Source organism: Paenibacillus ginsengihumi DSM 21568 (assembly GCF_000380965.1).
GTDB classification, from domain to species: Bacteria; Bacillota; Bacilli; order Paenibacillales; family NBRC-103111; genus Paenibacillus_G; species Paenibacillus_G ginsengihumi.
This window is the reverse complement of record NZ_KB905560.1, coordinates 46,655-69,163: the sequence shown is the minus strand read 5'-3', so window position 1 is coordinate 69,163 and position 22,509 is coordinate 46,655. Positions and strand designations below refer to the sequence as shown.

At 60.2% G+C, this 22,509-nt stretch carries 15 protein-coding genes and 2 pseudogenes; 2 read left to right on the top strand and 15 right to left on the bottom strand.

What is annotated here, in order from left to right; translation table 11 throughout:
- Nucleotides 1–22 precede the first annotated feature (22 nt).
- From F591_RS0109445 to F591_RS0109420, 6 genes are all read right to left on the bottom strand, one after another.
- On the bottom strand, nucleotides 23–1,189 hold the full coding sequence (locus tag F591_RS0109445; protein WP_019534353.1) for a dihydrodipicolinate synthase family protein: 1,167 nt from the start codon (nucleotides 1,187–1,189) through the stop codon (nucleotides 23–25).
- Nucleotides 1,190–1,202: 13 nt separating this feature from the next.
- Nucleotides 1,203–2,354 carry a Gfo/Idh/MocA family protein gene (locus F591_RS0109440; protein WP_019534352.1) on the bottom strand — a complete coding sequence of 384 codons (1,152 nt, stop codon included), beginning with the start codon at nucleotides 2,352–2,354 and terminating at the stop codon, nucleotides 1,203–1,205.
- Nucleotides 2,355–2,547: 193 nt separating this feature from the next.
- Nucleotides 2,548–3,348, bottom strand: a complete 801-nt coding sequence (locus tag F591_RS0109435; protein ID WP_245581009.1) for an AraC family transcriptional regulator — start codon at nucleotides 3,346–3,348, stop codon at nucleotides 2,548–2,550.
- Between the two features lie 239 nt (nucleotides 3,349–3,587).
- Entirely contained in the window at nucleotides 3,588–5,183 is a 1,596-nt protein-coding gene (locus F591_RS0109430; protein ID WP_019534350.1) for an alpha/beta hydrolase, read from the bottom strand.
- 119 nt (nucleotides 5,184–5,302) lie between these two features.
- Nucleotides 5,303–6,286, bottom strand: coding sequence for an ABC transporter substrate-binding protein (locus F591_RS0109425; protein WP_019534349.1), 984 nt, complete (start codon nucleotides 6,284–6,286; stop codon nucleotides 5,303–5,305).
- Between the two features lie 122 nt (nucleotides 6,287–6,408).
- Nucleotides 6,409–8,112, bottom strand: a complete 1,704-nt coding sequence (locus F591_RS0109420; protein ID WP_019534348.1) for an AraC family transcriptional regulator — start codon at nucleotides 8,110–8,112, stop codon at nucleotides 6,409–6,411.
- A 301-nt stretch (nucleotides 8,113–8,413) separates the two neighbouring features.
- On the opposite strand from F591_RS0109420, the pseudogene F591_RS32710 reads away from it, so the two are divergent.
- Nucleotides 8,414–8,593, top strand: a pseudogene (locus F591_RS32710) (hypothetical protein); the annotation flags it as partial.
- Between the two features lie 337 nt (nucleotides 8,594–8,930).
- Here F591_RS32710 and F591_RS27710 read toward each other — a convergent pair.
- From F591_RS27710 to F591_RS0109400, 3 genes and pseudogenes are all read right to left on the bottom strand, one after another.
- Complete coding sequence (locus F591_RS27710) at nucleotides 8,931–10,196, bottom strand: Gfo/Idh/MocA family protein (RefSeq protein WP_019534346.1); 1,266 nt, start codon at nucleotides 10,194–10,196, stop codon at nucleotides 8,931–8,933.
- A 482-nt stretch (nucleotides 10,197–10,678) separates the two neighbouring features.
- Nucleotides 10,679–12,477 (bottom strand): annotated as a pseudogene (locus tag F591_RS27705) (ABC transporter ATP-binding protein).
- Nucleotides 12,461–14,209 (bottom strand): ABC transporter ATP-binding protein, encoded by a 1,749-nt coding sequence (locus F591_RS0109400; RefSeq protein WP_019534344.1) that lies wholly within the window; start codon nucleotides 14,207–14,209, stop codon nucleotides 12,461–12,463. Before F591_RS0109400 ends, F591_RS27705 begins: the two are co-directional and overlap by 17 nt.
- Before the next feature lie 739 nt (nucleotides 14,210–14,948).
- On the opposite strand from F591_RS0109400, the gene F591_RS27700 reads away from it, so the two are divergent.
- Nucleotides 14,949–15,623 carry an SIMPL domain-containing protein gene (locus tag F591_RS27700; protein WP_019534343.1) on the top strand — a complete coding sequence of 225 codons (675 nt, stop codon included), beginning with the start codon at nucleotides 14,949–14,951 and terminating at the stop codon, nucleotides 15,621–15,623.
- A gap of 98 nt (nucleotides 15,624–15,721) precedes the next feature.
- Here F591_RS27700 and F591_RS33255 read toward each other — a convergent pair whose 3' ends face one another.
- From F591_RS33255 to F591_RS0109365, 6 genes are all read right to left on the bottom strand, one after another.
- Nucleotides 15,722–15,853: a hypothetical protein gene (locus tag F591_RS33255; RefSeq protein ID WP_019534342.1), complete on the bottom strand. Its 132-nt coding sequence runs from the start codon at nucleotides 15,851–15,853 to the stop codon at nucleotides 15,722–15,724.
- Nucleotides 15,854–15,880: 27 nt separating this feature from the next.
- Entirely contained in the window at nucleotides 15,881–17,359 is a 1,479-nt protein-coding gene (locus tag F591_RS0109385; protein WP_019534341.1) for a DUF5605 domain-containing protein, read from the bottom strand.
- Nucleotides 17,360–17,653: 294 nt separating this feature from the next.
- The gene (locus F591_RS0109380) at nucleotides 17,654–18,316 is read right to left on the bottom strand and encodes a hypothetical protein (RefSeq protein ID WP_019534340.1); all 663 of its coding nucleotides are present in this window, start codon (nucleotides 18,314–18,316) and stop codon (nucleotides 17,654–17,656) included.
- Between the two features lie 410 nt (nucleotides 18,317–18,726).
- On the bottom strand, nucleotides 18,727–19,869 hold the full coding sequence (locus F591_RS0109375; RefSeq protein ID WP_019534339.1) for a Gfo/Idh/MocA family protein: 1,143 nt from the start codon (nucleotides 19,867–19,869) through the stop codon (nucleotides 18,727–18,729).
- An 18-nt stretch (nucleotides 19,870–19,887) separates the two neighbouring features.
- Nucleotides 19,888–21,135, bottom strand: coding sequence for an extracellular solute-binding protein (locus F591_RS27695; RefSeq protein WP_019534338.1), 1,248 nt, complete (start codon nucleotides 21,133–21,135; stop codon nucleotides 19,888–19,890).
- Between the two features lie 32 nt (nucleotides 21,136–21,167).
- Entirely contained in the window at nucleotides 21,168–22,508 is a 1,341-nt protein-coding gene (locus F591_RS0109365) for a four-carbon acid sugar kinase family protein (RefSeq protein WP_019534337.1), read from the bottom strand.
- Nucleotide 22,509: the final 1 nt, after the last annotated feature.

The window sequence follows — 22,509 nt, the reverse complement described above, 5'->3', positions numbered from 1 at the left end:
TTGAACGGTTCGGTCTTTCGTCTCAGGAAGAAATACCGGCCAGCGCCAGCACCTGCTTCATCCGCTTGACCGCCAGCTCCGGATCGGACAGCAGCCCCGCTTTGTCGGCCAGCACGAACAGATCGGCCAGATGCACGGCAGATCTTGCCCCTTCCGCCCCGCCGATCATCCGGAAGTGGTTCTGGTGACCGTTCAAATAGGCCATGAAGACGATGCCTGTTTTGTAGGCGTATGTCGGCTTCTGAAAAATATGGCGCGACAGCGCGACCGTCGGCTCCATCAGCGCGTCGTAGCGCGCAAGGTCTCCCTCGTCCATCGCCTCGATCGCCGCCGCCGCAACCGGCGCGATGGCGTCGAAGATGCCGAGCAGCGCATGGCTGAAGCCCTGCTCGTCGCCGCGAATCAGTTCGGGATAGTTGAAATCATCGCCGGTATACATACGGACGCCTTCGGGCAGCAGACGGCGCATTTGAATTTCCTTGTCGGCGTCGAGCAGCGAAATTTTGATGCCGTCCACCTTGTCCGCATTGTCGCGGATGATGCGCAGACACACGTCCATCGCCTTGTCCAGATCGCTTTCGCCCCAATAGCCGGCCAGCGCCGGATCGAACATGTCGCCGAGCCAGTGCAGGATGACCGGCTGGGACACTTGGCGGAGCAGCTTGCCGTACACCCGCTCGTAGTCTTCCGGGCTTTTGGCGCAGGCGGCGAGCGCGCGGCTGGCCATCAGAATGATTCGGCCCCCCTGCGCTTCCACAAAGGAGATCTGCTCCTCGTACGCCGCTTCCACCATCTCAAGCGTCACATTCGGGCCCGGCAGCAGATGATCGGTCCCGGCACCGCAGGCGATGCCTCCCCCCACGGCTTTGGCGTCCGCTACGGACCTGCGGATCAATTCCTTGGCCCGCTCCCAGTCGAGCCCCATCCCCCGCTGCGCCGTATCCATCGCCTCAGCCACCGAGAAGCCGAGCGACCAAAGGTGCCGGCGATAAGCGAGCGTCGCCTCCCAATCGATCTGCGCGTTGTGCAGCGGATCAGCGTCGGCGAACGGGTCGCACACGACGTGGGCGGCGGCATAAGCCGTCCTGCTGACGAGCGGTCCCTTCGGTGGCGCGATCGGGGCCGCATTTCCCGGGGAATAAGTGTACAAAGCTCCTCCCGCGCGAGGAAGCTGCAGCGTTGCGTTCATCGGTCGTCTCCTCCTACAGCGTAAGTTCCGGCACGTCGATCCAGCGCCGTTCTTTCCACGATTGCAAGCCAAGCTCCGCGAGCTGGGTGCCCTTCGCCCCCTCGAGCAAATCCCACGGGAACGGGGAATCCGTGACGATATGCTTCAGGAACAGCTCCCACTGAACCTTGAATCCATTGTCAAACAATTGATTATCCGGAACTTCCTTCCATTGCTCGAGAAACTTGTGCGGGTTCGGAATATCCGGGTTCCATACCGGCTTCGGCGTGTTGACGCGATGCTGCACCTTGCAGTCGCGCAGCCCGGCTACTGCGCTGCCTTCCGTACCATCGACCTGGATCGTCAGCAGGTCTTCGCGGTTGACGCGCACGGTCCACGAGGAGTTCGCCTGAACGACGATGTCGCCGTCCAGCAGAAACGTCGCGTAAGCCGCATCGTCAGCCGTCGCCTTGTACGGTTTGCCCTGTTCGTCCACCCGTTCCGGAATGTGCGTCATGCCGAGGCACGATACGGAGCGGACTTCGCCGAACAGGTTGTCAAGCACGTAGCGCCAGTGGGCGAACATGTCGACGATGATGCCGCCGCCGTCTTCCGCGCGATAGTTCCAGGATGGCCGCTGCCCCGTCTGCCAGTCGCCTTCGAATACCCAATAGCCGAACTCCATGCGCACAGACAAGATGCGTCCGAAAAATCCGCTGTCCACGAGACGCTTCAGCTTGAGCAGCCCCGGCAAAAACAATTTGTCCTGCACGACGCCGTTCTTGACGCCGGCTTTCCGCGCAATGCGAGCCAGCTCCAGCGATTCGGCCAAGCTGTCGGCCGTCGGCTTTTCGCAATAAATATGCTTCCCTGCGGCAATCGCCTTCTTGATGCTCGCCGCGCGAAGCTGCGTCGTCTGTGAATCGAAATAGACGATGTTGTGCCCGTCGGCCAGGCATGCGTCCAAATCCGTGCTCCAGCGGGCTACGCCATGCTTCTCGGCCAACGCCTTCACTTTGTGCTCCTGGCGGCCGACCAAGATCGGGTCCGGCATGATCGCGTCGCCGTTCGGAAGCGTTACGCCTCCTTGATCCCGGATTGCCAGAATGGAACGGATCAAATGCTGGTTCGTGCCCATTCGTCCCGTTACGCCGTTCATAATAATGCCGATTTCGTGAATTGCCATTTTGCGCCCACTCCCTGCTCATGAATGAATATCGAATGCTGCTGCCTTCTTCGTAACGCTTTCATTGTAAACGACAAAAAACCCGTCTGTCTTAGCAGATCGGGCAGCGATTCTCAATTTCGGAACTGTTTTCGCGGCGTGCCTTGAGGGGTCTTATTTTGTCTGTTGCTTTCGATTTTGACAGCGGCCTGCCTCAGCCTGGCGCAGACGCTTCGCGGTGCAGCTGGCGGTACTTGTTCGGCGAGAGCTGGACGCCGTTTTTGAACGCGCGGTAAAAGGTCGGCAGCGATTCGTACCCGACCTCGAAGCAGACCGAGACGATATCTTTGTCCGTCTCCGCGAGCAGCTTTTTGGCGATGCCGAGCCGCACCTCGGTCAAATACTGCATCGGAGTCATCTGGTACTGCTCCTTGAAAATATTGTTGGCATGGCGGCTGCTGACGCCGAGCTTGTAAGCAAGCTCCTCGGCCGTCAGCGGCTCGTAGTAGTGCCGGTCGATGTAGCTGCGTATTTTCTCCGCTCTCAGCCCGTTGGCGTCTGTCACCTGGGCTGCCTGCCTGGCTCTGGCGAGCAGCAAAAAAATCTCCTGAATATAAATGGACATGGCCCAGTCGCTCATGTCATCCCTCTGCCGTTGCTCGTGCAGCAGCTTGCGCAGCAAGAGCCGCAGCTCGCTGGCGTTGAACGGGTTCAGGCGGAGCAGCGCCGATGCCGCAAACAGCGGCCTGTCCACCGCCTCCCGGCCGCTTGTCTGAAGCAGCTTCTCGTCAAACGCCAGCACGAGCAGCGTAAGATGCGAATCCGAAGACACCGCATGGTCGGCGTAGGGCAGAATGAGCACAGCATGGTCCTGCTCCAGCGCTTCTTTCCGGCCTTCCAGCACGATGCTGCCCCTGCCTTCGAGCACATACAGCAGCTGTCCGTACAGATGGTGGTGAAGCTCAAGCGCGTAGCTTTCCCGATGCTTGTCTTCGTAAAGATAGATGCCGTTCACAGGATGCACGCCCTTTGACATGAAAATCCAGCGGGTATGCCGCCTTGGTCTCCCTATTATACCTTATCGGAGCCCCGCTCTGCATGCCGGATCGATTCGCCCCCGGTCGATACTGCGCCCTCGCCTGCCGCAACGGCGGGCCCTGAGCGGATGACAGCGGTCTTACGTCCATTGTCGGGCGGACACAGTACGGATAGCGACGGCCGGAAAATCAACGCTGTCTTTGCGGCGGCAGCGCTTCAGTCCGATGGTGGTGATGTCTCCCGGGCGATAAAGCGCAGCATGCAGCTGATGAGCGGCGGAATGACCGATACATGCCCCTCTTCCTCGAACGCGCGGCATTCCAGCCGCAGGCCTCGCCCTTGGTATGGCTCCAGCAGCTGGCGCATGCGCTCGGCGCCTTGCGTAATGGACGGCTTCTCCTCCGCGCCGTAGCCGATCAGAACAGCCGCTTCCGCCTCGCCGCGCTCCAGCTTGTCCCGAAGAAGCGGCCAGCGGTTCAGCAAGCTGAAATCGTTCCACCAGACGGACGGGCTTCCTGCGATATAACAGCGGAAAGCGGCAGGCCGGACGAACAGGACGTACAACGCGAACAAGCCCCCTAGCGAATGGCCGAACAGCGACTGCCGCTGACGGTCGATCAGACAGAGCCGTTCGATCGCAGGCTTCACCTCTTCTTCGATAAACAGAAGAAATGGCTCCACGCCTCCGGTCTCGGGCCATGGCGAGCCGTCGGGCCGCGGCGGAAGCTTGTCCTCCTCGGCCGGCTCCGTATAATCGAAAAACCGCCTGGACGAGACGAACGGCTCCTCGGAATCGTAGCCGATGCCGACGATGACCGTCGGCGGACAGCCGCCGCGCGGACGGCGCGACTGCAGCCGCACCGCTTCGGCCAATGAGGCGAACGTCGCATTGCCGTCGAGTGCGTACAATACCGGGTACCCGTTCTCGGGAGGCGCCGCGGCCGGTACCGATACGAAAATGCGGTACTCGCGCCCCGTCCGTCTGGCGCGCATGGTCAGCTGCCTCGTTCCCGGCAGCCGATAGCTTTCCTCCGCGAACGCTCCGCTATGAGCCGCCCGACAACCGGCCGCCTCCCCGGACGGTGCAAACAGCCACCGCAGCGCTGCGGGCAGCTGCTTCGCCATGAACAGCATGTCGTGGGTTCCGCCTTCCTCCAGCACGAACTGCAGCCGGGCGGTCGGAAAGCCTTTGCCCAGCCAGATGGTACAGGCTTCCTGCGCGTAGCGCGCCATATTCTTTTGCGCATTGCGCTTGTACATGCCTTCGCAGCTTCCGACCGACATAAAGATTCGCAGCCGGCTGTCGGGAGCCTCCCGTTCCCTGATATAATCCATCGCACCCTCGAACCAGAAGGAAGCGGACAGCAGTCCGATACGGCCGAACGTTCCGGCCCGCCAGTAGCCGGCGAACAGCGAGATCAGCCCGCCGAGCGAGCCGCCGATCATGGCGGTGTGCTCCGCTTCCGGCATCGTGCGGTACCGCTCGTCAATCAGCGGCTTGAGCGTATCCGCGATGTCGTCGACATAGGCCCGCCCATGACCGGCAAAGGCCGGCTTGCCGCTGCCCAGCGGCTCCGCCGGCCATGGCGTATATTCCTCCAGCCTGTTGCGAGGCTCGATGCCGACCAGGATCACTTCCGGCAGCATGCCCTGTATCATAAGGTGCTCCAGGTAGTTGACGCATGGGGCAATCAGCTGGCCGCCGTCCTGCACGTAGGCGACCGGATAACGCCGTTCCTGCGCGGAATAGGACGGGGGCAGGAAGACGGCGAGCTCCCGTCCTCCCGCATGGATTCGCTGCAGCTTGTTCATCGGGTTATGAAGTCTCCTCTCGTCCTTGCGCCATTCACAATGGGCATTCGGCAAATCAATCGTGCAGACCCTCGTTATCTTATTTCCATACTGTTCCGTTCAATTTAAAAAAGGATCGGCTACTCGGCCAATTTATCGACTACGGCTTTCAGAAACTCGATTTTGCTGTAAGCCGTCCCGCCTTGAGCGAGCGGATCGACGACATTGTCATATACCGCTCCGTTCTTGAACGCATTCACGTTTTTCAGAACCGGATGGTTCAGCATCTCCTTCAGCGCCTCCGGCTTATCCTTGTTCTCGTCCGCCGAGAACTGAACGAACAAATAATCCGGATTCATCTCCGCGAACCTCTCTGCCGACAACAGCTCCTGCGCTTTGGCTCCTTTCACCTCGTCAGGCACCGCGAACCCTAGATCCTGGTACAGCACCGGGTTGAAGAAGACGGATTCGGGGTAAATGTAGATTTGACCGGAACGGATGCGCACCGCCAGCACCTTCTTGTCCTTTTGCTTGCCGCCCAGCTTCGTCTTGGCTGTCTCCAAATCCGCCTTGTATTGCGCAATGGCTTGTTCGGCCTGCTGCTGTTTGCCGCTCAGTTCGCCCAGCAGCTTCAAATTGCTCTCCCAGTCTGTCGCAATATGAGAATACGGGATGGTCGGAGCGATCTTGCTCAGCTTCTCCATCACTTCAGGCTTGAATTTCGTCGAGCCGATAATGACATCCGGCTGCAGCGACAAAATCTTCTCGACGCTCGGCTCGGTCTTCTCCCCGATCGGCTCGGCATTCTCCGTAATGGAAGCGAACAGCGGCGGGAATTTACCGGAGTACGAGATCGCTCCGACAGGCTTGATCCCGAGCACGATCGAATCCTCCATCGCCTCCACGGCTCCCGCAATGACGATCCGCTCCGTCTTGGCCGGAAGCTCGTATTCCTTCCCCAAATAGGAGACCGTTCTCGTCTTTGCCTCCTCGCTGGTCGCGGGCGGAGCATCATTGCCTCCCCTGGAACTCGCCGGGGAATTGCCGGGATTGGCAGCCCCGCAAGCCGTAAGCGCCCCGGCAAGCGCGATCGTTAACCCCAAACGCAGCATCGTTTTTTTCATTGTCTTTCTAGAGCTCCTTTCGGCAACGTAGCCAAAAACTATAGTGATAATGATTCTCATTATTGATTATAGGGAGCTCTGTTGACTGCGGCCATGGACTTTTTCCGGATGGGAGATGGATATTATCCGGAAAAGATGCGCCGGGCATCCTCCAGCATCCGATCGATTGCGACCGGTGAATATTCCCGCCACGGCTCCGAGGCGACCAGGATCACCCTGTCGTCCCGCACTACCTTCAGCGACAGCCATTGCGGGGATTGGCGCAGCCGTTGCCAGCTTGCCAGCGTCTCCGATTCCTGGCAGACGGTCAGCAGGACCCGGCCGGCGCCCGCGGCGTCCAGCTGCTCGGGCGTGATGGGAAAGCTGTACGGCTCCTGCGCTTCCGGATAGGGCGAAAGAAAACCGAGCAGGTCATGCAGCACTTCGGCCATCCCTCTGCCGCAGCCGGCAAACAGCTGCGACTTGTGCAGCCGCGCGGCAAGCACGGTTTCGCTGCAGGGCCATGCGATACGCTCGCGGATCTCGGACGCCCGGCGCTCGCACGCCGCGATCCACCCCTCCGCCTCCGCCTGTACATCAAGCAGCGCCGCGAGGTCGAGCAGCTGCCGCCGCCAGCCCAGCCGCTCTTCCGGCAGCTCGAATACGTCGGCAATTTCCTTCAGCCGGCTGATCTCCCGCGCATCCAATCCGGCCGGGCAAATAATGAGCTCCGGCCTGGCCGATGCCAGCTTGTCCAAATTGTCCGCCCAGCGATAATTTTGCCGAAATCCGTCCAGATGAACGGGAATTTCCGCTCCGACGGCATCGAGATAATAGCGTGACCATTTCGGATGAAGCGGCGCCGCATACGGGACGATATGCAGCGGCAGCAAGTAGCCGAGCAGCGATGTCGGACCGTAGGCCGCAATTTTCCGCTTCCTTTTCTTTACGAACGCCGACGGCGCTATGCCGACCGTCTTCTTGAACCTGCGGCTGAAATAATATTCGTCGTCGTAACCGACCTCGTGAGCGACGTCGCGCAGCAGCAGATCTCCGCGCAGCATAAGCCGCTTCGCCTGATCGATGCGGATTTGCGTCAAATAATCGTGGGCGCTGACGCCGTACGTTTTTTTAAATATGTCGACAAAATATTTCGCGCTCAGTCCGGCGATTTCCGCCAGCCGGTCGATCGTCAGCTCTTCGCTGAAATGTTCTTCAATGTATATTTTCGCTCTTTCGAGCGCCGCCCGCGTATCGTCCTTGCAACGGCCGCCGCGCCGCATAGCCATTTCGTACAGCCAATTCTGAAAATCGAGCTCGGCCCGCCAACGCTTCAGCGCATCGCCGCTGCACCACAGCTCATGCAAGCTGCGGCACCTCTGGGCTAGCCTGCCCGCCGGGGCGAGCGGATACGCCCCCTCCGGCAGCAGGTCGTCGCCGACGGCAGCCGCCAGCTGGCCGCTGCCGCGGTCGCGGTCGCAGTCGCAGGCCCGAAACAACCCGAAACGGACGATGGCGACGGAAAGCCCGGACACTGCTCCTGCAGCGATTGCGAAGGTGCTCTCCGGCAGGCATAGGTAAGCCGTATCCGGGTATAGACGGCGCCGCCGCTCTCCCAATTCCAGAGTTCCTTCGCCAGTCAGCGGAACAATGAGGACATGCGACGTCGTCAGCTGCTGAACCGGTTGAGCGCCCCCGCTCCAAGCGGCGATTTCAATATTCCACAGCTTCGCCGTCAATGGCCCCCGGGCAGCCTGCGGCAATTCGTTCCGTTCATGCTGCGTCGATTCGTGCCGCTCATACTGCGGCATTTCGTTCCGTTCATGCTGCGTCGATTCCATCGTCATCGTCGGTTGCGCCTTTCTATTGCATAATCATGATCGTGATTCATTTGCTGCCTGTGACAAGCGATTTCTTCATCATCGGACATCGCCCTCGGCACTGAAAATTCGCCGACGGATTCGTCGGACTGCGACAGGGATACTCCGCCGACAGCCCCCAAATTCCGCGTTAGCGCGCTTCCTTCCCGGCACATAAGGCGATCCGCTCCCCGTTCATCAGGTTGTACGTCCTCCCCGGACACATTGAGGCGACAAATCCTGCAAAAAATGCAACATTTTCCGGTCTCTTCGCACCAGAGGAAGGGGAGTGTTGTATTTTGTGCAACAATTTGGGCGAGATCGGCTTCAAACCGAGAAACATCGCCCGAAATGTTGCACTTTTTACAACATTGAGCCGCGAGTGCGGGTTATTTCCCCGTTTTTGTTGTACAAAATACAACATTTGCTGGCTCTCTTAAAAATAACCCGAGGTGCGCAGCCCATTTTCACCCTTCGGATGGTGCCGCGCAAGGCATGGGCTTGGGGCACGGGCTTAAAGCACAGGTTGCGGCCCGAGCCTCAGCCGGAGCACGGAGCACGGGGCGCGTGGCACGGGGCACGGGGCACGGCCTAGGACACGGGAACCAGCCCCTATTTCGCGCTGGACGCCTACAGCGAACGGATTCCGCCGCATCGGCCGGCCTTCTCTTTTGATGAGCATTCCCGCGGAAGCTTTTCTATATAAAAGGGCACCCTCATAGAAAAGGGTACCCTCGCGCTTTAGTTTTGTAAAGAATTTAATCGACTCTGATATTGCGCGCACTCCATGCGGAGAATGGACGGCGTTAGCGCATTGCCCCTGCGTTGTTCCCGATTCCGCCTGATCCCGCCAGCCATGCCGGCTGAAACCGTTCGTAGCCGTGCAGATCGAACGGACGGGAAGGCGCTGCCCACGGTGCCGGCAGCTCGGAGAACAGCTTCCCGGACAGCGCAGCCTCGTCGATTGCGGCGGAGATGTTGTCGATCGTTCGGAGCTCCGACTGCTGCTCCCGCTGCCGGCGGATATATTCGAACGGGATCGCCCGGGGCGGCCCGGACGACTCCAGCGCCGCGTTCAAGGATGCGACAAAACGGTACGTCGACGATAGCGGGCTGAACAGCTCCGTCCTCCGCTCGCGAATCGCTGCGAAGCAGTTCAAGTACATCGCCTCTACGCCCTGCTCCTCGCCGAACGTATAATCCGTCTGTCTCCCATCCGCCTCCGTGATCGTCAGCCGATTGCGATACCCCCACACCATCTCGCCCCGCTCCGCTTCCACGCGAATGACCGGCTCTGTCGATTCGCCATGGCAAAGCGTGGAGTAAAAGCGGATCGATACTCCGTGCGGCGTATCGATCCGAACGCAGGACGTATCGTCCCCTTCGATATCGTACGCGTGATACAGTTCGGCTTGAACGCGGGTAGGAAGCGACGTCTCTTCCTCTCCGGCAAACGCGGCGATCAGGCAGTTGTTCAGCAAATGGGAAAACGGGTTCGACAGCGTGCCGTCCAGCACGAGCCGGCCGTCGTGAGTTAGCCGGCCCGCCCACGGCGTGCGTTCGTAGTAGGCCTGAAGCCGCTTCCATTTACCGATGCCCGTCACGCTTCGCACTTTCCCGATAGCCTGTTCTCTCAGCTTCTGAAGCATCAGGCGGAACGCCTGCCCGCTCGTATTCTGGAAGTTGACCTGCACAGTCAGGCCGGTAGACCGCTGTGCAGCGAGCATTTCGGCGATATCCTGAACCGTGACGGCAGGCGGCTTCTCCAGCAGCACATGACAGCCGCTCCTCAGCGCCTCGATGCACATCGGCTTATGCAGATGAATCGGCGTGGAGATGACAACGAGATCGATATTTGTCCGTTCGCGGAGCATCCTGGAATAATCGTCGTAATGCGCCGCTCCGGCCGCCATAAGCCGCCCTGCCAGATCCCTGCTGCGATCCGGATTCGTTTCGCAGAACGCGACGCACGAGGCGAGTCCCCGCTCGCATAAGCTTTGAACCCATCGTACATGAACGCGGCCGAAGCCGCCGATGCCGGCAATCGCAATGTTGATTTTGTCCGCTGCCAAACCGTCCGCCTCCGCTCTATGATTTTGTTTTTCGAGCGGCCCTTCGGTTGGTGCTCCGAACGGCCCTCTCCCCGCGCTATGATTCAGCCTTGGCCCAAGCAAACAACGGCAGATCGATTTTGAACGCCATGCCGCATATCGCCGACGATCATGAACGCATCTGCCCTTTTATGTTCTGCGACTGAAATGACGACTTACATATTTATCCTTGCAAACGATATCATAGCACAGTTGCCCGGTCGGATCATTCCGGCTCCGCAAGCCGGGCGCGGGATAATCGCGGCTGACAACGCATTACGGCGCGTCATGCCCTGATTTTCGCCGAATTGAGCCGCAATGCTGCCTTTGCATCGTTCGGCTGCATTTGCGTTCGGCTGCATTTGCGTCCGGCTGACATTGCATCGTTCGGCCGTCCTTGCAGCCTGCGGCCCGGCACCCATCCGGCGGCGAAGAGACGGCCGGCCTGCGACAAGGGGGCAGCTTTATTCCGCCGCCCCCTGCACATTTTTGAACTGGTTCGAGAACATCCGGTAGTAACTGCCCTTCCTCTCGAGCAGCCGCTCGTGTCGGCCTTCCTCGACGATCTGCCCGCGATCGATGACCATGATCGTATCCGCATCGCGGATCGTGTTCAGACGGTGGGCAATGATGAAGCTCGTGCGCCCTTCCATCACCTTGAGCAGCGCCTCCTGAATGTGAAGCTCCGTCCGCGTGTCGATGCTGCTCGTCGCTTCGTCGAGGATGAGAATCGATGGCTGAGCAAGAATGACCCGGGCGATCGCCAGCAACTGCCGCTGGCCTTGGCTGAGGTTGCCGCCGTTCTCCGACAGAACGGTGTCGTAGCCTTGGGGCAGCCGCCGGATGAACGGATCGGCGTTAGCCATGATCGCGGCCGCTCTTACTTCCTCGTCGGTGGCGTTCTCCTTGCCGTATTTGATGTTCTCCCTGATCGTTCCCGAGAACAGGTACGTATCCTGCAGCACGATGCCGAAGCAGCGCCTCAGGCTGTCGCGCGTGTAATCGCGGATGTCTCTGCCGTCGATCGTAATTTTGCCGCCGGTCACGTCATAGAAGCGAGTCAGCAAGTTGACGATCGTCGTCTTGCCGGCGCCGGTCGGACCGACCAGGGCAGTGCTGCTGCCTGCCTCGGCTGCGAAGCTGACGCCGCTTATGATCGGCACGTCTTCCCGGTATCCGAAGCTGACGTTCTCGAACACGACGCGGCCGCGCGGATGGGCAAGCGGCACGGCGTGCGGCGGATCGGCCGGCTCCTCCCGTTCGTCCAGCACCTCGAAGACGCGCTCCGCTCCGGCGACGCCGGATTGCAGGATGTTGTAGATATTCGCCAGCTCGTTCAAGGGCCGGACGAACTGCCGGGAATAACTGAGAAAGCTGGCGATGACGCCGACGGTAATATCGCCTCTTACGGCCAGCAGCCCGCCGACGACGGCAACTACCGCAAAGCCGATGTTGTTGATCACGCTCATGATCGGCATCAGGAAGCCGGACCAGATTTGCGCTCTCAGTCCGACCTCGTACAGCTTTTCGTTCACCTCGTCGAATTGCTGAACCGCCTGGCGCTCGTAGTTAAACGCCTTGACGACCTGTATGCCGGTGATCGTCTCTTCCGCGTGCCCGTTCAGCTTGCCGAGCTGGGCCTGCTGTTCCTTGAACAGCACCTTCGTCCGCTTCGTGATCGTGCGCGCCAGCAAATAGACGAGCGGCACGGTAATCAGGCTGGCCAGCGTCAAAATCGGGCTGAGCACGAGCATCATGACGAGCGAGCCGACGATCGCGATCGAGCCGCTCATCAGCTGCAGAGTCGACTGCGATACGGTCGTGCTGACGTTATCGATGTCGTTCGACAGCCGGCTCATCACCTCGCCGTGCGGGCGGGCGTCAAAATAGCCGAGCGGCAGCTTCTGCAGCTTCCCGAACAGCATGCCCCTGAGCGCCGTTACGATGCGCTGCGAGATGCCCGCCATCAGCCATCCCTGCAGGAAGGTCAGCAGCCCGTCGGCTACGTAGACAATGACGAGCGCCAGCGCGAGCAGCTTCAGTACCCCGAAGTCGACCAGGCCGGCGCCGGGAGCCATCGCTTCTCCCGCCCGATATGCGACCACAGCCTTTTCAGCGTGCCTTTGAAATCTTTCGGCTTGACGACCGGTCCGCGGCCGCCGAGCCCCGGTGCTCCGGGACCGCCGGGCCTTCCCGGTCCGCCGATCAACGGGACGTTCGCCGGCTCCCGCCGGCCGGACGAAGATTCATGTTGCCGGGACATAGGGCGGCATCTCCTTTCCCATCTGCGATTGGTAAATTTCCCGGTACACAGGGCAGCTGTGCAGCAGCTCGCCGTGCCGGCCGACTCCGACGACCTGGCCCTGATCGAGCACGACGATGCGGTCGGCGTCCATGACCGACGCGATGCGCTGGGCAATGATCAGACAGGTAAGATTGGCGGCGTACTTGCGAAGCGACTCCTTGATCCGCGCTTCCGTCGCCACATCGACCGCGCTCGTACAGTCGTCGAGAATCAAAATTTCCGGATTGCGGACGAGCGCCCGGGCAATCGACAGGCGCTGCTTTTGCCCGCCGGAGAAGTTCACCCCGCCCTGCCCGATCCGGCTGCCGTAGCCTTCGGGGGAAGCGGCGATAAACCCGTGTGCCTCGGCCATGACGGCGGCCTGTTCGATTTCCTCCCGGGTGGCGTCCTCCCGGCCCATCTGCAGGTTCTCCAGCACCGTGCCCGTGAACAGCACCGTCTTTTGCGGCACGACAGCGATGCGCTCCCTCAACCTGCCGGGCTCGATCTCTTTGACATCCACTCCGTTCACCTTCACCGTGCCGGAGGTCGCGTCGTAGAAGCGCGGGATGAGGCTGACGAGCGTCGTTTTGCCCGAACCGGTCGAGCCGATGATGCCTACCGTCTCCCCGGCCTTACAGGAGAACGTGACATTTTTCAGGACGGGATCGCCGGACATGCCGCTGTAGGAGAAGCTGACATTCTCGAATTCGATACTGCCGCGTTCGCCCGCCTTTACAGCGTCGGCGCCCTCTTGCCACGTCAGGCTGTCCTGCTGCGAGAATACTTCCCCGATCCGCCCCGCCGAAGCTTTCGCCCTCACGAACATAGTAAACACGTTGGAGATCATCATCAGCGAGAACAAAATTTGCGTCATATAGTTGATGAAGGCGATAATGCTGCCCACCTCCATCCGGCCAGCGTCGACCCGCATGCCGCCAAGCCAGATGACGGCGACGATGCCGAAATTGACAAGCAGCATAATGCCCGGATTAAAAATCGACATCACGCGCATAGCCGTCGTCGCCTGCTGGCCGTATTCCCGATTCACGCCGTCAAATTTGTTCATTTCGTAATCGTACCGGTTGAACGCCTTGACGACCCGAATCCCCGACAAATATTCCCGCATGACGCCGTTTACCCGGTCCAGCGCCCTCTGCACCTTTCCGAACAGCGGAAAGCCGATCTTCATGTTCAGCGCGATCAGCACCGCTACCAGCGGCACAACGACGGCAAGCACGACCGCCAGCTGCGGATTCAGGCGCGTCGCCAGGATGAGGCTGCCGATGCAAATGAGCGGCGCCTTGACGAAAATGCGCATCATCCCGTTCGTAAAGTTTTGCACCTGCGTCACGTCGTTGGTCAGCCGGGTCACAAGCGAGGCCCGGTCGAATTTGTCGACGCTTTCAAAAGACAGCGACTGAATTTTGGCGAACAGGTCGGATCTCAGCTCGGCGCCGAATTTTTGCGACACGCGGCTGGCCATAATGTTGCGGCCGGAAGCCGCGATCGCGCCAAGCCCGGTAATGAGCAGCATGACGCCCCCCAGGCGCAGGACGTAGTCCATATCGTTATTCGCAACACCGACGTCGATGATGCTGGCCATAATCGTCGGCTGCAGCAGGTCCGCAATCGCCTCGCAGGTCAGAAACAGCAGCGCAACCATGAACGAACGCCAATGCTTGCGCGCGTATTTTTGCAAAAACGACAAGCGTATCTCCCCCTCACCTCATATGATCGCGGAATCGCTCCGAAAGTATTTAGTGTCGCTATATAAAACATACTCCGATTGACATGAAATGTCACTTGTTTTTTTTCGGATAGACGCCGATGACGAACGATTCCTATCGTCATCGGCCCGTCACCTTCGGTGTTAAAAAATTCGCCGGAGGGGTCCGTCCAATTTTTTCAAGCTAGACACCTATGACGCTGGTGCGGCACCATCAGAAGATGAAAACGGGCCGCGCACCAAGCGCTATTTTCAAGCTAGACATCTATGACGAGCGATTCAATGCTTGCTAGCCTAGGGTGCTGTTTTGCCGGGCGAACCCTAAGCTAACGCTAGCCACAGAGCTTATTTTCCTCGAAACCATCGATTTGAAATGATAACGCAAGTGGGCGGCCTTATTTGGCAATTTAGGCTGCCCGATTCAGCATTTTTGGCCAAATAGCGATACTACGTTTCGTTACATTTTTCAAAGGCTGCATTTCAATAAAATAGCGTTTGTCACTGGCGTTAGAGATTCGGAAGCTTCGGCGAGAGCGCAGGAAGGAACCGTTCTGGAAGGGACTGCACGACCGGATAGCAAACAAACAAACAAACAAAAACATTCCGCGGCCGGAAGCCGTATACGGAATGCTTGAAGCGGGGGCGGCGCGAATTCCGCGAATGAATGGCCGCTTGCCGCCGTACATATAATGGTTACCAATATTGCAGAGGCGGTGGAAGTATGTATCGTCAAACACGAAATCCCGCTGCGGGCGCAGACGCCCCCTTCGTGCGCGATCATCGGCGCGTCATCGAGGTGGTCGGCGAGGGGGAAGCAGCGGCGCCTCCCGACCAGGCCGACATCGTGCTGGGGGCGGTGACGGAGGAGACCAGCCTGCATCAGGCGCAAAGCCGCAATACGGCCGACGTCTCGCGAATCATTCAAGCTTTGCGGCAATTGGGCATTCCGCCGGAAAACATGCAGACGGTCGCCTACCGCATCGAGCCGCAGTACCGGTACGAGGACGGCAAACCGATCTTCCTCGGCTACCGGGTTACACATCTGCTGCAAATTACGGTCAGAGACATGAACCGCACAGGGCTTATCGTCGACGCGGCCGTCGCCAGCGGCGCGAACTCCGTCACGAACATCCGCTTCTCCGTATCGCAACCGGCCGTTTATTACGACCGCGCGCTGTCGCTTGCGGTGGCGGACGCCCGCCGCAAAGCTTCGGTAATCGCCCGCTCGCTGGGCGTCGCGGTTCAAGACATCCCCTTCCATGTCGAGGAACAGCCGCGCGCGCCGGAGCCGTCTCCGCTGCTCGCAGTCGCTTACGAATCGCCCGCGGCGGCGGCTCCCGTCCAGCCGGGGGAGATTCGCATCCGCGCTGCCGTCAAGGCGGAATTCGCCTATTGACGGCTGGAAGCCGTAAGACTTGGCAGCCGCCGTCGGGAAGGTCGCCGGATCGTCGGATCGTCGAATCCAAATGACTGTTTCATCGTCAAAACGGGGCGTCAGCAGGCATCAGCAGCGTATGCACGACCTGCGAACTGGTCGTCCGCCTCATTCTTGGCATCCGTATTAATAATGAGGCGATTTTTTTCTCCATCGGCAATCGGCACGTCGAAGGGCAGCCTGCTCCTCATTCGCTGCTTCCTCCCCGGTTTAAGGTATCAGGCCTCGGAACGATAAATTCTGAGGGCCAAATAAGGCTTGCCCGGCAGCTCAATCCGGCAAGAGCCTGTCAGCCTTCCCTCCAGCGGCGTTGCCGTCATCTCCCACGTGTCGAGAATCTCGGCCTGAAACGATACGTCCGGCGGCAGCTCGATCATGCGGTAGGCGGGGCGGTGAATGCCGAAATATAGCAAGTAATACTCGCCGGGCACGCCGATCGTCGGCACGTCGCGAAAAGCCGGGATCGGCCGGCAGCCTTCCGGCGCCGCCTCCAGCACGCGGCGCAAGAACGCGATGCGCGCCGGGCTGTCCCCGTACAGCCTGCCTCCCTTGGCCCACCAAATTTCGTCCTCCGGGTGCAAATAAGTCTCCCCGTGGCCGGCATACCCCCCTCTGGCCGCAGCGTCCCAGAAACGGCGCGTCATCTCCTCGGCCGTTATGTTGCCCCAGCGCTGCGGCACGTTGCCTTCGTAGCAGCATTCGTCGATGACGATTGGCTTGCGGTAAAGGCGGTGCCACACCGGGGTTAGATTCACGTCCCAATGCTGGATGCTGCAGTGGGTCACCCACGGCTTGGCATGGTCGTACATGACGACGCTCTCCGGATCGTACATGCCCGTGCCGTTATGGATCGAGCGGAGATGGCCGTACGGGTCCTCCTGCTGCACGAGGCGGAACAAGCGATCCCAATCGCTCATCGTCTTCGCCTTCATGAAGTCGTATTCGTTCGCCAGAGACCACCATACGTTGCGGAACGCGGCAAGCCGGCTGACAACATAGCGGACGTACCGGTCGTCGGCCTCGCTGTCCATCGCATCGAAGCCCCAATGCCCCTTGTCATAAGGATGGAACAGAATCAGGTCCGCCTCGATGCCGAGCTCCTGCAGCTCGCGCAGCCTTTCCTCCAGGCGGCTGAAATAGGCCGGATTGAAGCGGCTCCAATCAAAGCCTGCCTCGCGATTGCCGGAGAAGGGGAACAGGTCGGGTTCGACGCTGTTAAAGCTGTATTTTTTCGGAAAAAGGCACATGCGGATTTTATTGAACGGCGCGCTGCGCAAGGTGTCCAGCGTCTGCCGCTGCAGCGCCTCGCTCTGATGAGTCCAGGCGTAGCAGGTCGTGCCGACGGGGACGTAAGGGGTGCCGTCCTCGTAGGCGAAGCGATACTCGTCCCGCACGCGCACCGGGCCGCGGTTGCCGGGCGAAGGCTGCGTGCAGCGGAAGCTTCCCGCAATCCCGTCCAGCTCCGGCGAGCTGCTCCTGGTGACAAAGCTCCACTCGCCGACGGCATCCGGCATGAAGCGCAGCTTGTACACGCCCCCGCCGTCATAAAATCCGCGCACCCGCACCGTCCGGCCGCCATGCCGAAAATCGGCAAACAGCTCGCAATCCGCGAACGGATTGCCAGCGGCCGGCCCGGGACAAGCAAGCTCCAGCATGCCCCAACGCTCGACCTGTTGTTCCTGTTCCGAATGAACCAAAGCGAATTCCTCCCCAAGACAGCAGCTTTATTTTCGCTTAACAGAAATCGTTTTCATTGCACACAACGCCATCGTATCACCCAAAAACTAGAAATGTCAATGATTAAGAAAAACGTCTATCGTCGTCTATTCAGGGATGAGCGGCCGCGGTCAGCAGATGTTTTTCCTGGTACAGAAGATCGCACTTCGCTTTATCGCTTTAGCAAAGTTAAATTTTCTATCAAGTTTCAGGAACTGGTCCAGCCTTGTTATGCCTGCGGCGCCGTTCGCCCATCCTGCTGTCCCTCCTTCCGGTTACCGCGCCCCGTACAGCTCTGCCAACTGCTTCACTCTTGCTGCAATGCGCAGCGGTATTTCCTCTTTAAGCTGCTCCCAGCTTGTAAACAGCTGCGGCGAAAGCGGATGCTGCTTGTAAGCAAAAGCCGGAGAAAATGCATAGGTTTGAAGATAGCGCCGTACCCATCCATTAATTTCTTCATTCGTAGAGAGCTTGTCCTGGAATAGTTCGTTAATCAGCAGGCCATCGTTGCCGGCGAGCGCGCTTGCCGCCGCCTCGGCATCGGGCAGCAGCTCGAACAGCTCCGGCAGCGGCGAAAATGCGTGCTTGCCCGGCTGCGAATACAGCTGCACATGCGTTGCGTCAAGCAAGTTGCTTCTATCCTTGCGCAATCCTTTCAACACCCGCCCGTGAAAGCTGGCTTCGCAGTCCAGCACCTCGCCGTTGCTTCCGACATACACCCACACATGCTCCAGCTCATACAGATGCCCGATCTCGTAATCCCACCAAATCGCATATTCGATAATTTGCTGCAAGCCTTTTTGCGTAAAAGGAAAGCTGCGGCGAAAAGATGGCGAGTCCCCCGGTTCAGTGATGACCGTTACGCCAACACGCTCGGGATAAAACGGCTCCTTCAGATCGAACCAAATATAAGGCGCATAGGTCAGCCATACATCCATGCGAATTCCTCCTTTGTTGTGCAGCCTGCCCGCTCTTTCCAGGCCGCTATATGCTGCCAATCCCGCTGCCTCGCGATACTAGTAATGGCCAAGTCGCGCTGCAGCCGGAATATTGGCACTCATAAATCCGCTTTCATTGTACAAAACTATTAAAGCATATTAATGAAGATCGTTGTCAAACGAAGGCAAAAAAAGAGCTAAAAAATTAACAAATGGATAGCCGGAAACGCGAGAAGGCCCCCCCTCTTTGGCAGGATGGGGTTCGTCCGAACAACATCGCCCAAAGAAAGGAGCGCCTTTGTAGGTGAACTTTAACATTTTCATAGCAAAATGTTACAAATTTGGGCAGCGAACGCTTCTGCAGCCTGCCCGGACAGCCGGAAGATCGGCTATGCTGGCGCGGGCGGCCTTTATGTGGCAGCTGCCGCGATTTCCTCCAAATAGACCGGACGGTTCTCGGCCATCGACTTGTAGGCGGCAAAGACCGTCTGCAGCGTAAGCAAATTGTCGGCCAGGCTGTTGACCGGCTCGCGGTCCTCCTCAATAGCCCGCATCAGCTCGCCCATCGTTCCCATGAACGCGTGCGGAAACCAGCGCCCCTCCAGCGTCGGCGCGTACAGGCAGCCCGGCTCCAGCCGCTCGCTGTACAAGGCGATCGTATCCTCCCGGCCGTGCGGATAGTTGTACAAGGCGCCGTTCGTTCCTTTGACGACGCCTTCTGTCCCTTCAAAGCGGAATGTGGCGTACCAATCGTCCTGCGGCATCCGGTTGTTGTGGCTGTCATGGATCAGACCGCGCACTTCGCCGGGAAATTTGAGATGAATCATCGTTCGCGTCTCTCCGGCGTACGTTTGGCCCGGATATTTGGCTCCGTCGGCATAGACGTATTCCGGGGCCGTGCCCAGCACATAACGGATCGCATCGAGGTAATGAATGCTGTGGTACATCACCTCCAGGGTCGGCATGTGCGACAGCCATGGCCACAGCTCCCACGGCGTCAGCACGTTCACCTGGATCGACGCCTGCAGCGGGGCCCCCAGCCAGCCCCGCTCGACAACGCAGCGGCTGGCCTGAATGCCGGGCGCCCAGCGCATTTGCTGGTTCACCGCCGCCTTGACGCCGAGAGCGGCGCACGCCTCGGCCAGCTCCCGGGCCTGGCGGTAGCTCTCGGCCAGCGGCTTCTGGCACAGCAGATGCTTGCCGCGCTCCGCCGCTTGCCGTGCAATCGCAGGCTGATATCGCGCCGGCACGGCGATGTCGACAATGCGCACCCCGGGATGCGCCAGCAGGGCAGCCAGCTCATCGAATACCGCGATGGAGTGCGTCTTGGCCGCCGCCTCCGCTTTGGAACGGTCTATGTCGTATATGCCGATCACCCGAAATCCGGCCAGCTTGTAGGCTGGAAGATGAGCGTTAACGACGATGTCCCCGGCCCCGACGATCGCGATCCCCATGCTGCGGTCAGCCGGCAGCCGCGGCTTGTAATCGAGCGCCAGCCGTCCTTTCCCGGCAGCGTTCCCGCTTGCGGGCTGCACAGCTCTTCCCTCGCTCATTGGCCTCTTTTCCTCCTCTCACCGATAACCGGCTTTTTTCAAAATATCGTTCACCTGCCGGGCTGTCCGGCCGATGGCCTCAGGTACATCGACGCGCAAATTCAGCGCATCGTCGGTCATTTGCGACAGCGCCTCGTTGATCGCCGGATATTCCGGAATCGGCAGCGGGCTGCGGACGTGCTTGTGCACTTCCTCAATCTGCTCGTAGTAGGGAAATCGCTTGCGCACTTCCTCGTCCCGCCATGTGGACAGCCGCGTTCCGTTGCCGCCGCATAAGGAGGTCGCCTTGTCCATGGACGCTGACGCCGTTTCCTTGATAAACCGGTACGCCGCCTCCGGATTCCGGCTTCCCGCCGCAATGCCCAGCACCCAGTAGATATTGAGCGACGTATGCCGCCCGGAAGGTCCGTCCCCCCGCGGAATAAGGCCAGTGCGAACCTTGCCGGCGATGCGGGACACCCCCGGCAATTCGGCGACAGCGGCGAAGCCCGCCCAGTTCCACATCATGGCGATCCCGCCTTGCGCGAAATGGTCGCCGCTTCTCACGCTGTCCATCTTCAGCGCTTCCTTCGGCACTACCTGATGAACATGAATCAGATCGACCAGAAACTGCAGCGCTTCATGCCCGATGCGATCGTCGAACGCGGACCGCCAATCGGCCGTGACCAGCTCGCCTCCCCGGCTCCACAGCTGAATGAGAAAATCGTATACGTTGTTGTGCCCGTCGGGATACGATGCGGTTAATGCGCCGTACAACCCCTCCTCGGGACGGGTAAAAAAGCGGGCGACATCGACAAACTGGCTCCACGTCTCCGGCACGCCGAGCGGATAGCCGTATCGTTCGAGGAAGGCCGACTGCTCCAGCGGATCGGCGAACAAATCGCTGCGGTAGATGAACATTTCCGGCCCGTCGTGGTAGGCGATGCCGTAGATTTGACCGTCCTCTCCCGTCTGCAGCCCGCGCATGCTCGGGGACCAGGCCTCCGGCCAGCCCTCGGGAGGATCGCTCTGCAGATACTCGCTTAGCGGCAGCAGCAGCCCCCGCCGAATCGCTTCCGGCAGCCAGTCGGTCACGCAAAGAAACAGATCATATTTGCCGGAAAACGCTTCCTCTCCGGCGATCATGCGATCGTACAGCCGGTGAATCTCTTCGAATTCGCGCTCCACCCGCCATCCCGACAGGCGCTCGAAACGATCCGCCTGAACGGCAAAAGACGATTCGAAGCCGGCGAATTCCCGCGAAATAAGCTTGAGACGCTGCATCATCTGGGTTATCCCGCCTTCCTTCCAAAAAATCGTTACGCCCTTCCTGTCCGCACCCGCTCGAACATATCCGGCGGGCCGACCTGCCCGCCTTTGAGCACGAGCTCCAGGCCGTCAAGCTGTTCGTTCCGCGACAAGACGCGGCACAGCGGCGCTCCGGGCACGAGCGGCGCCTTCATCTCCAGGGCGTAGCCACCGAGCCGCTGCACAGCGAAGCCTGACGTATCGCCGCCGGCGATGACGGCCCGGGTTAATCCGGCAGACGTAATCAACTCCTTCGCCAGATCGCCGAGCCGGGCGCCAAGCCGCTGTCCGCTCGCGGCCGGTTCAGCCGCCCGGCTCCGCAGGCGGCTGCGCACTTCGGCGATGCCGTCGTCGTCCGGACCGAGCGCCGTGTACAGGATGACGCTGCGGCCGTCGCGAAGCAGGCGCTTCGCCTCCGCGAGCAGCGGCTGCGCTGCCTCCAGCCCGTCCGCCAGCAGGCAGTCTGCCGGGATGCGCATGCCCGCATAGCCATGCGCCAGCGCCCACTCGATTTGGGCGCGGGTTACCGGGGAACAGCTCCCGGATACGACAAGCAGCCGCTCCGCGGAACCGGCCTGCCAACGCGGGGGCTCGGAAGGAAGCAGGCCGCAGCTCCGCCAATGGGCAGCCAGCGCATATTCCACGCCGGACGAGCCGACGGCGAAGGCCGGGCCCCGCTCGCCCAGGCGCGACAGCAGAGCGCCGATCTTCGCCAGATGCGCCTCCGACAGCACGTCGAACAGCACAATATCGTGCCCGGCTGCCGCATGTTCGAAGCGCCTCTCCAGTTCCGCCCCGTCAAGCTCCAGATCGAGCACGGACATCAGCCCGACCGGCAGCGCCGTCTGCCGGCCCAAATGAACCCTTAGGTCCGCTTCCTGCATCGGCGTAACCGGATGGTTCGCCGTATTCGGATGCCGGTCGAGCCGCACGCCCTCCGCTCCGACAAAATGATTGCCGAACACGGTGTAACGCTTCAGCACAGGCAAGCCGGCCACGACCGGCATGCAGCGCTGCTCCGGGAACGCCTGCCGCCCGAGCTCGATCACTTTGCCGATGCTGCCGATGTCCGGCGACGAGTCGAAGGTGGAGCATATTTTGTAATGCGTGATCGGCGCGCCAAATGCCCGCAGCGCGCTCAAAACAGGCGGCAGCTCCCGCTCCATCGCCGCCGGAGACATCGTGCGGCTGACGCCGGCCACGCCAAAGCCGTCATAATCGGCGAACCGCTCCTTCCAGACAGCCGGGTCCGGCACATCCATGAACAGGATGACTCGCAGCCCGGCCGCCGCCAGAGCCTCCAGCGCATCCGTCGAGCCGGTAAAGTCGTCCCCGTAATAACAGATCCTCATC

Excerpts from the sequence above, each read along its gene's own strand:
- F591_RS0109430 (WP_019534350.1), bottom strand. The coding sequence starts at position 5,183 with ATGAACAAGCTGCAGCGAATCCATGCGGGAGGACGGGAGCTCGCCGTC.
- F591_RS0109425 (WP_019534349.1), bottom strand. The coding sequence starts at position 6,286 with ATGAAAAAAACGATGCTGCGTTTGGGGTTAACGATCGCGCTTGCCGGG.
- F591_RS0109380 (WP_019534340.1), bottom strand. The coding sequence starts at position 18,316 with ATGGATGTATGGCTGACCTATGCGCCTTATATTTGGTTCGATCTGAAG.
- F591_RS0109375 (WP_019534339.1), bottom strand. The coding sequence starts at position 19,869 with ATGAGCGAGGGAAGAGCTGTGCAGCCCGCAAGCGGGAACGCTGCCGGG.
- F591_RS0109420 (WP_019534348.1), bottom strand. The coding sequence starts at position 8,112 with ATGACGATGGAATCGACGCAGCATGAACGGAACGAAATGCCGCAGTAT.
- F591_RS0109440 (WP_019534352.1), bottom strand. The coding sequence starts at position 2,354 with ATGGCAATTCACGAAATCGGCATTATTATGAACGGCGTAACGGGACGA.
- F591_RS33255 (WP_019534342.1), bottom strand. The coding sequence starts at position 15,853 with ATGAGGAGCAGGCTGCCCTTCGACGTGCCGATTGCCGATGGAGAAAAA.
- F591_RS0109445 (WP_019534353.1), bottom strand. The coding sequence starts at position 1,189 with ATGAACGCAACGCTGCAGCTTCCTCGCGCGGGAGGAGCTTTGTACACT.
- F591_RS27695 (WP_019534338.1), bottom strand. The coding sequence starts at position 21,135 with ATGATGCAGCGTCTCAAGCTTATTTCGCGGGAATTCGCCGGCTTCGAA.
- F591_RS0109365 (WP_019534337.1), bottom strand. The coding sequence starts at position 22,508 with ATGAGGATCTGTTATTACGGGGACGACTTTACCGGCTCGACGGATGCG.
- F591_RS27700 (WP_019534343.1), top strand. The coding sequence starts at position 14,949 with ATGTATCGTCAAACACGAAATCCCGCTGCGGGCGCAGACGCCCCCTTC.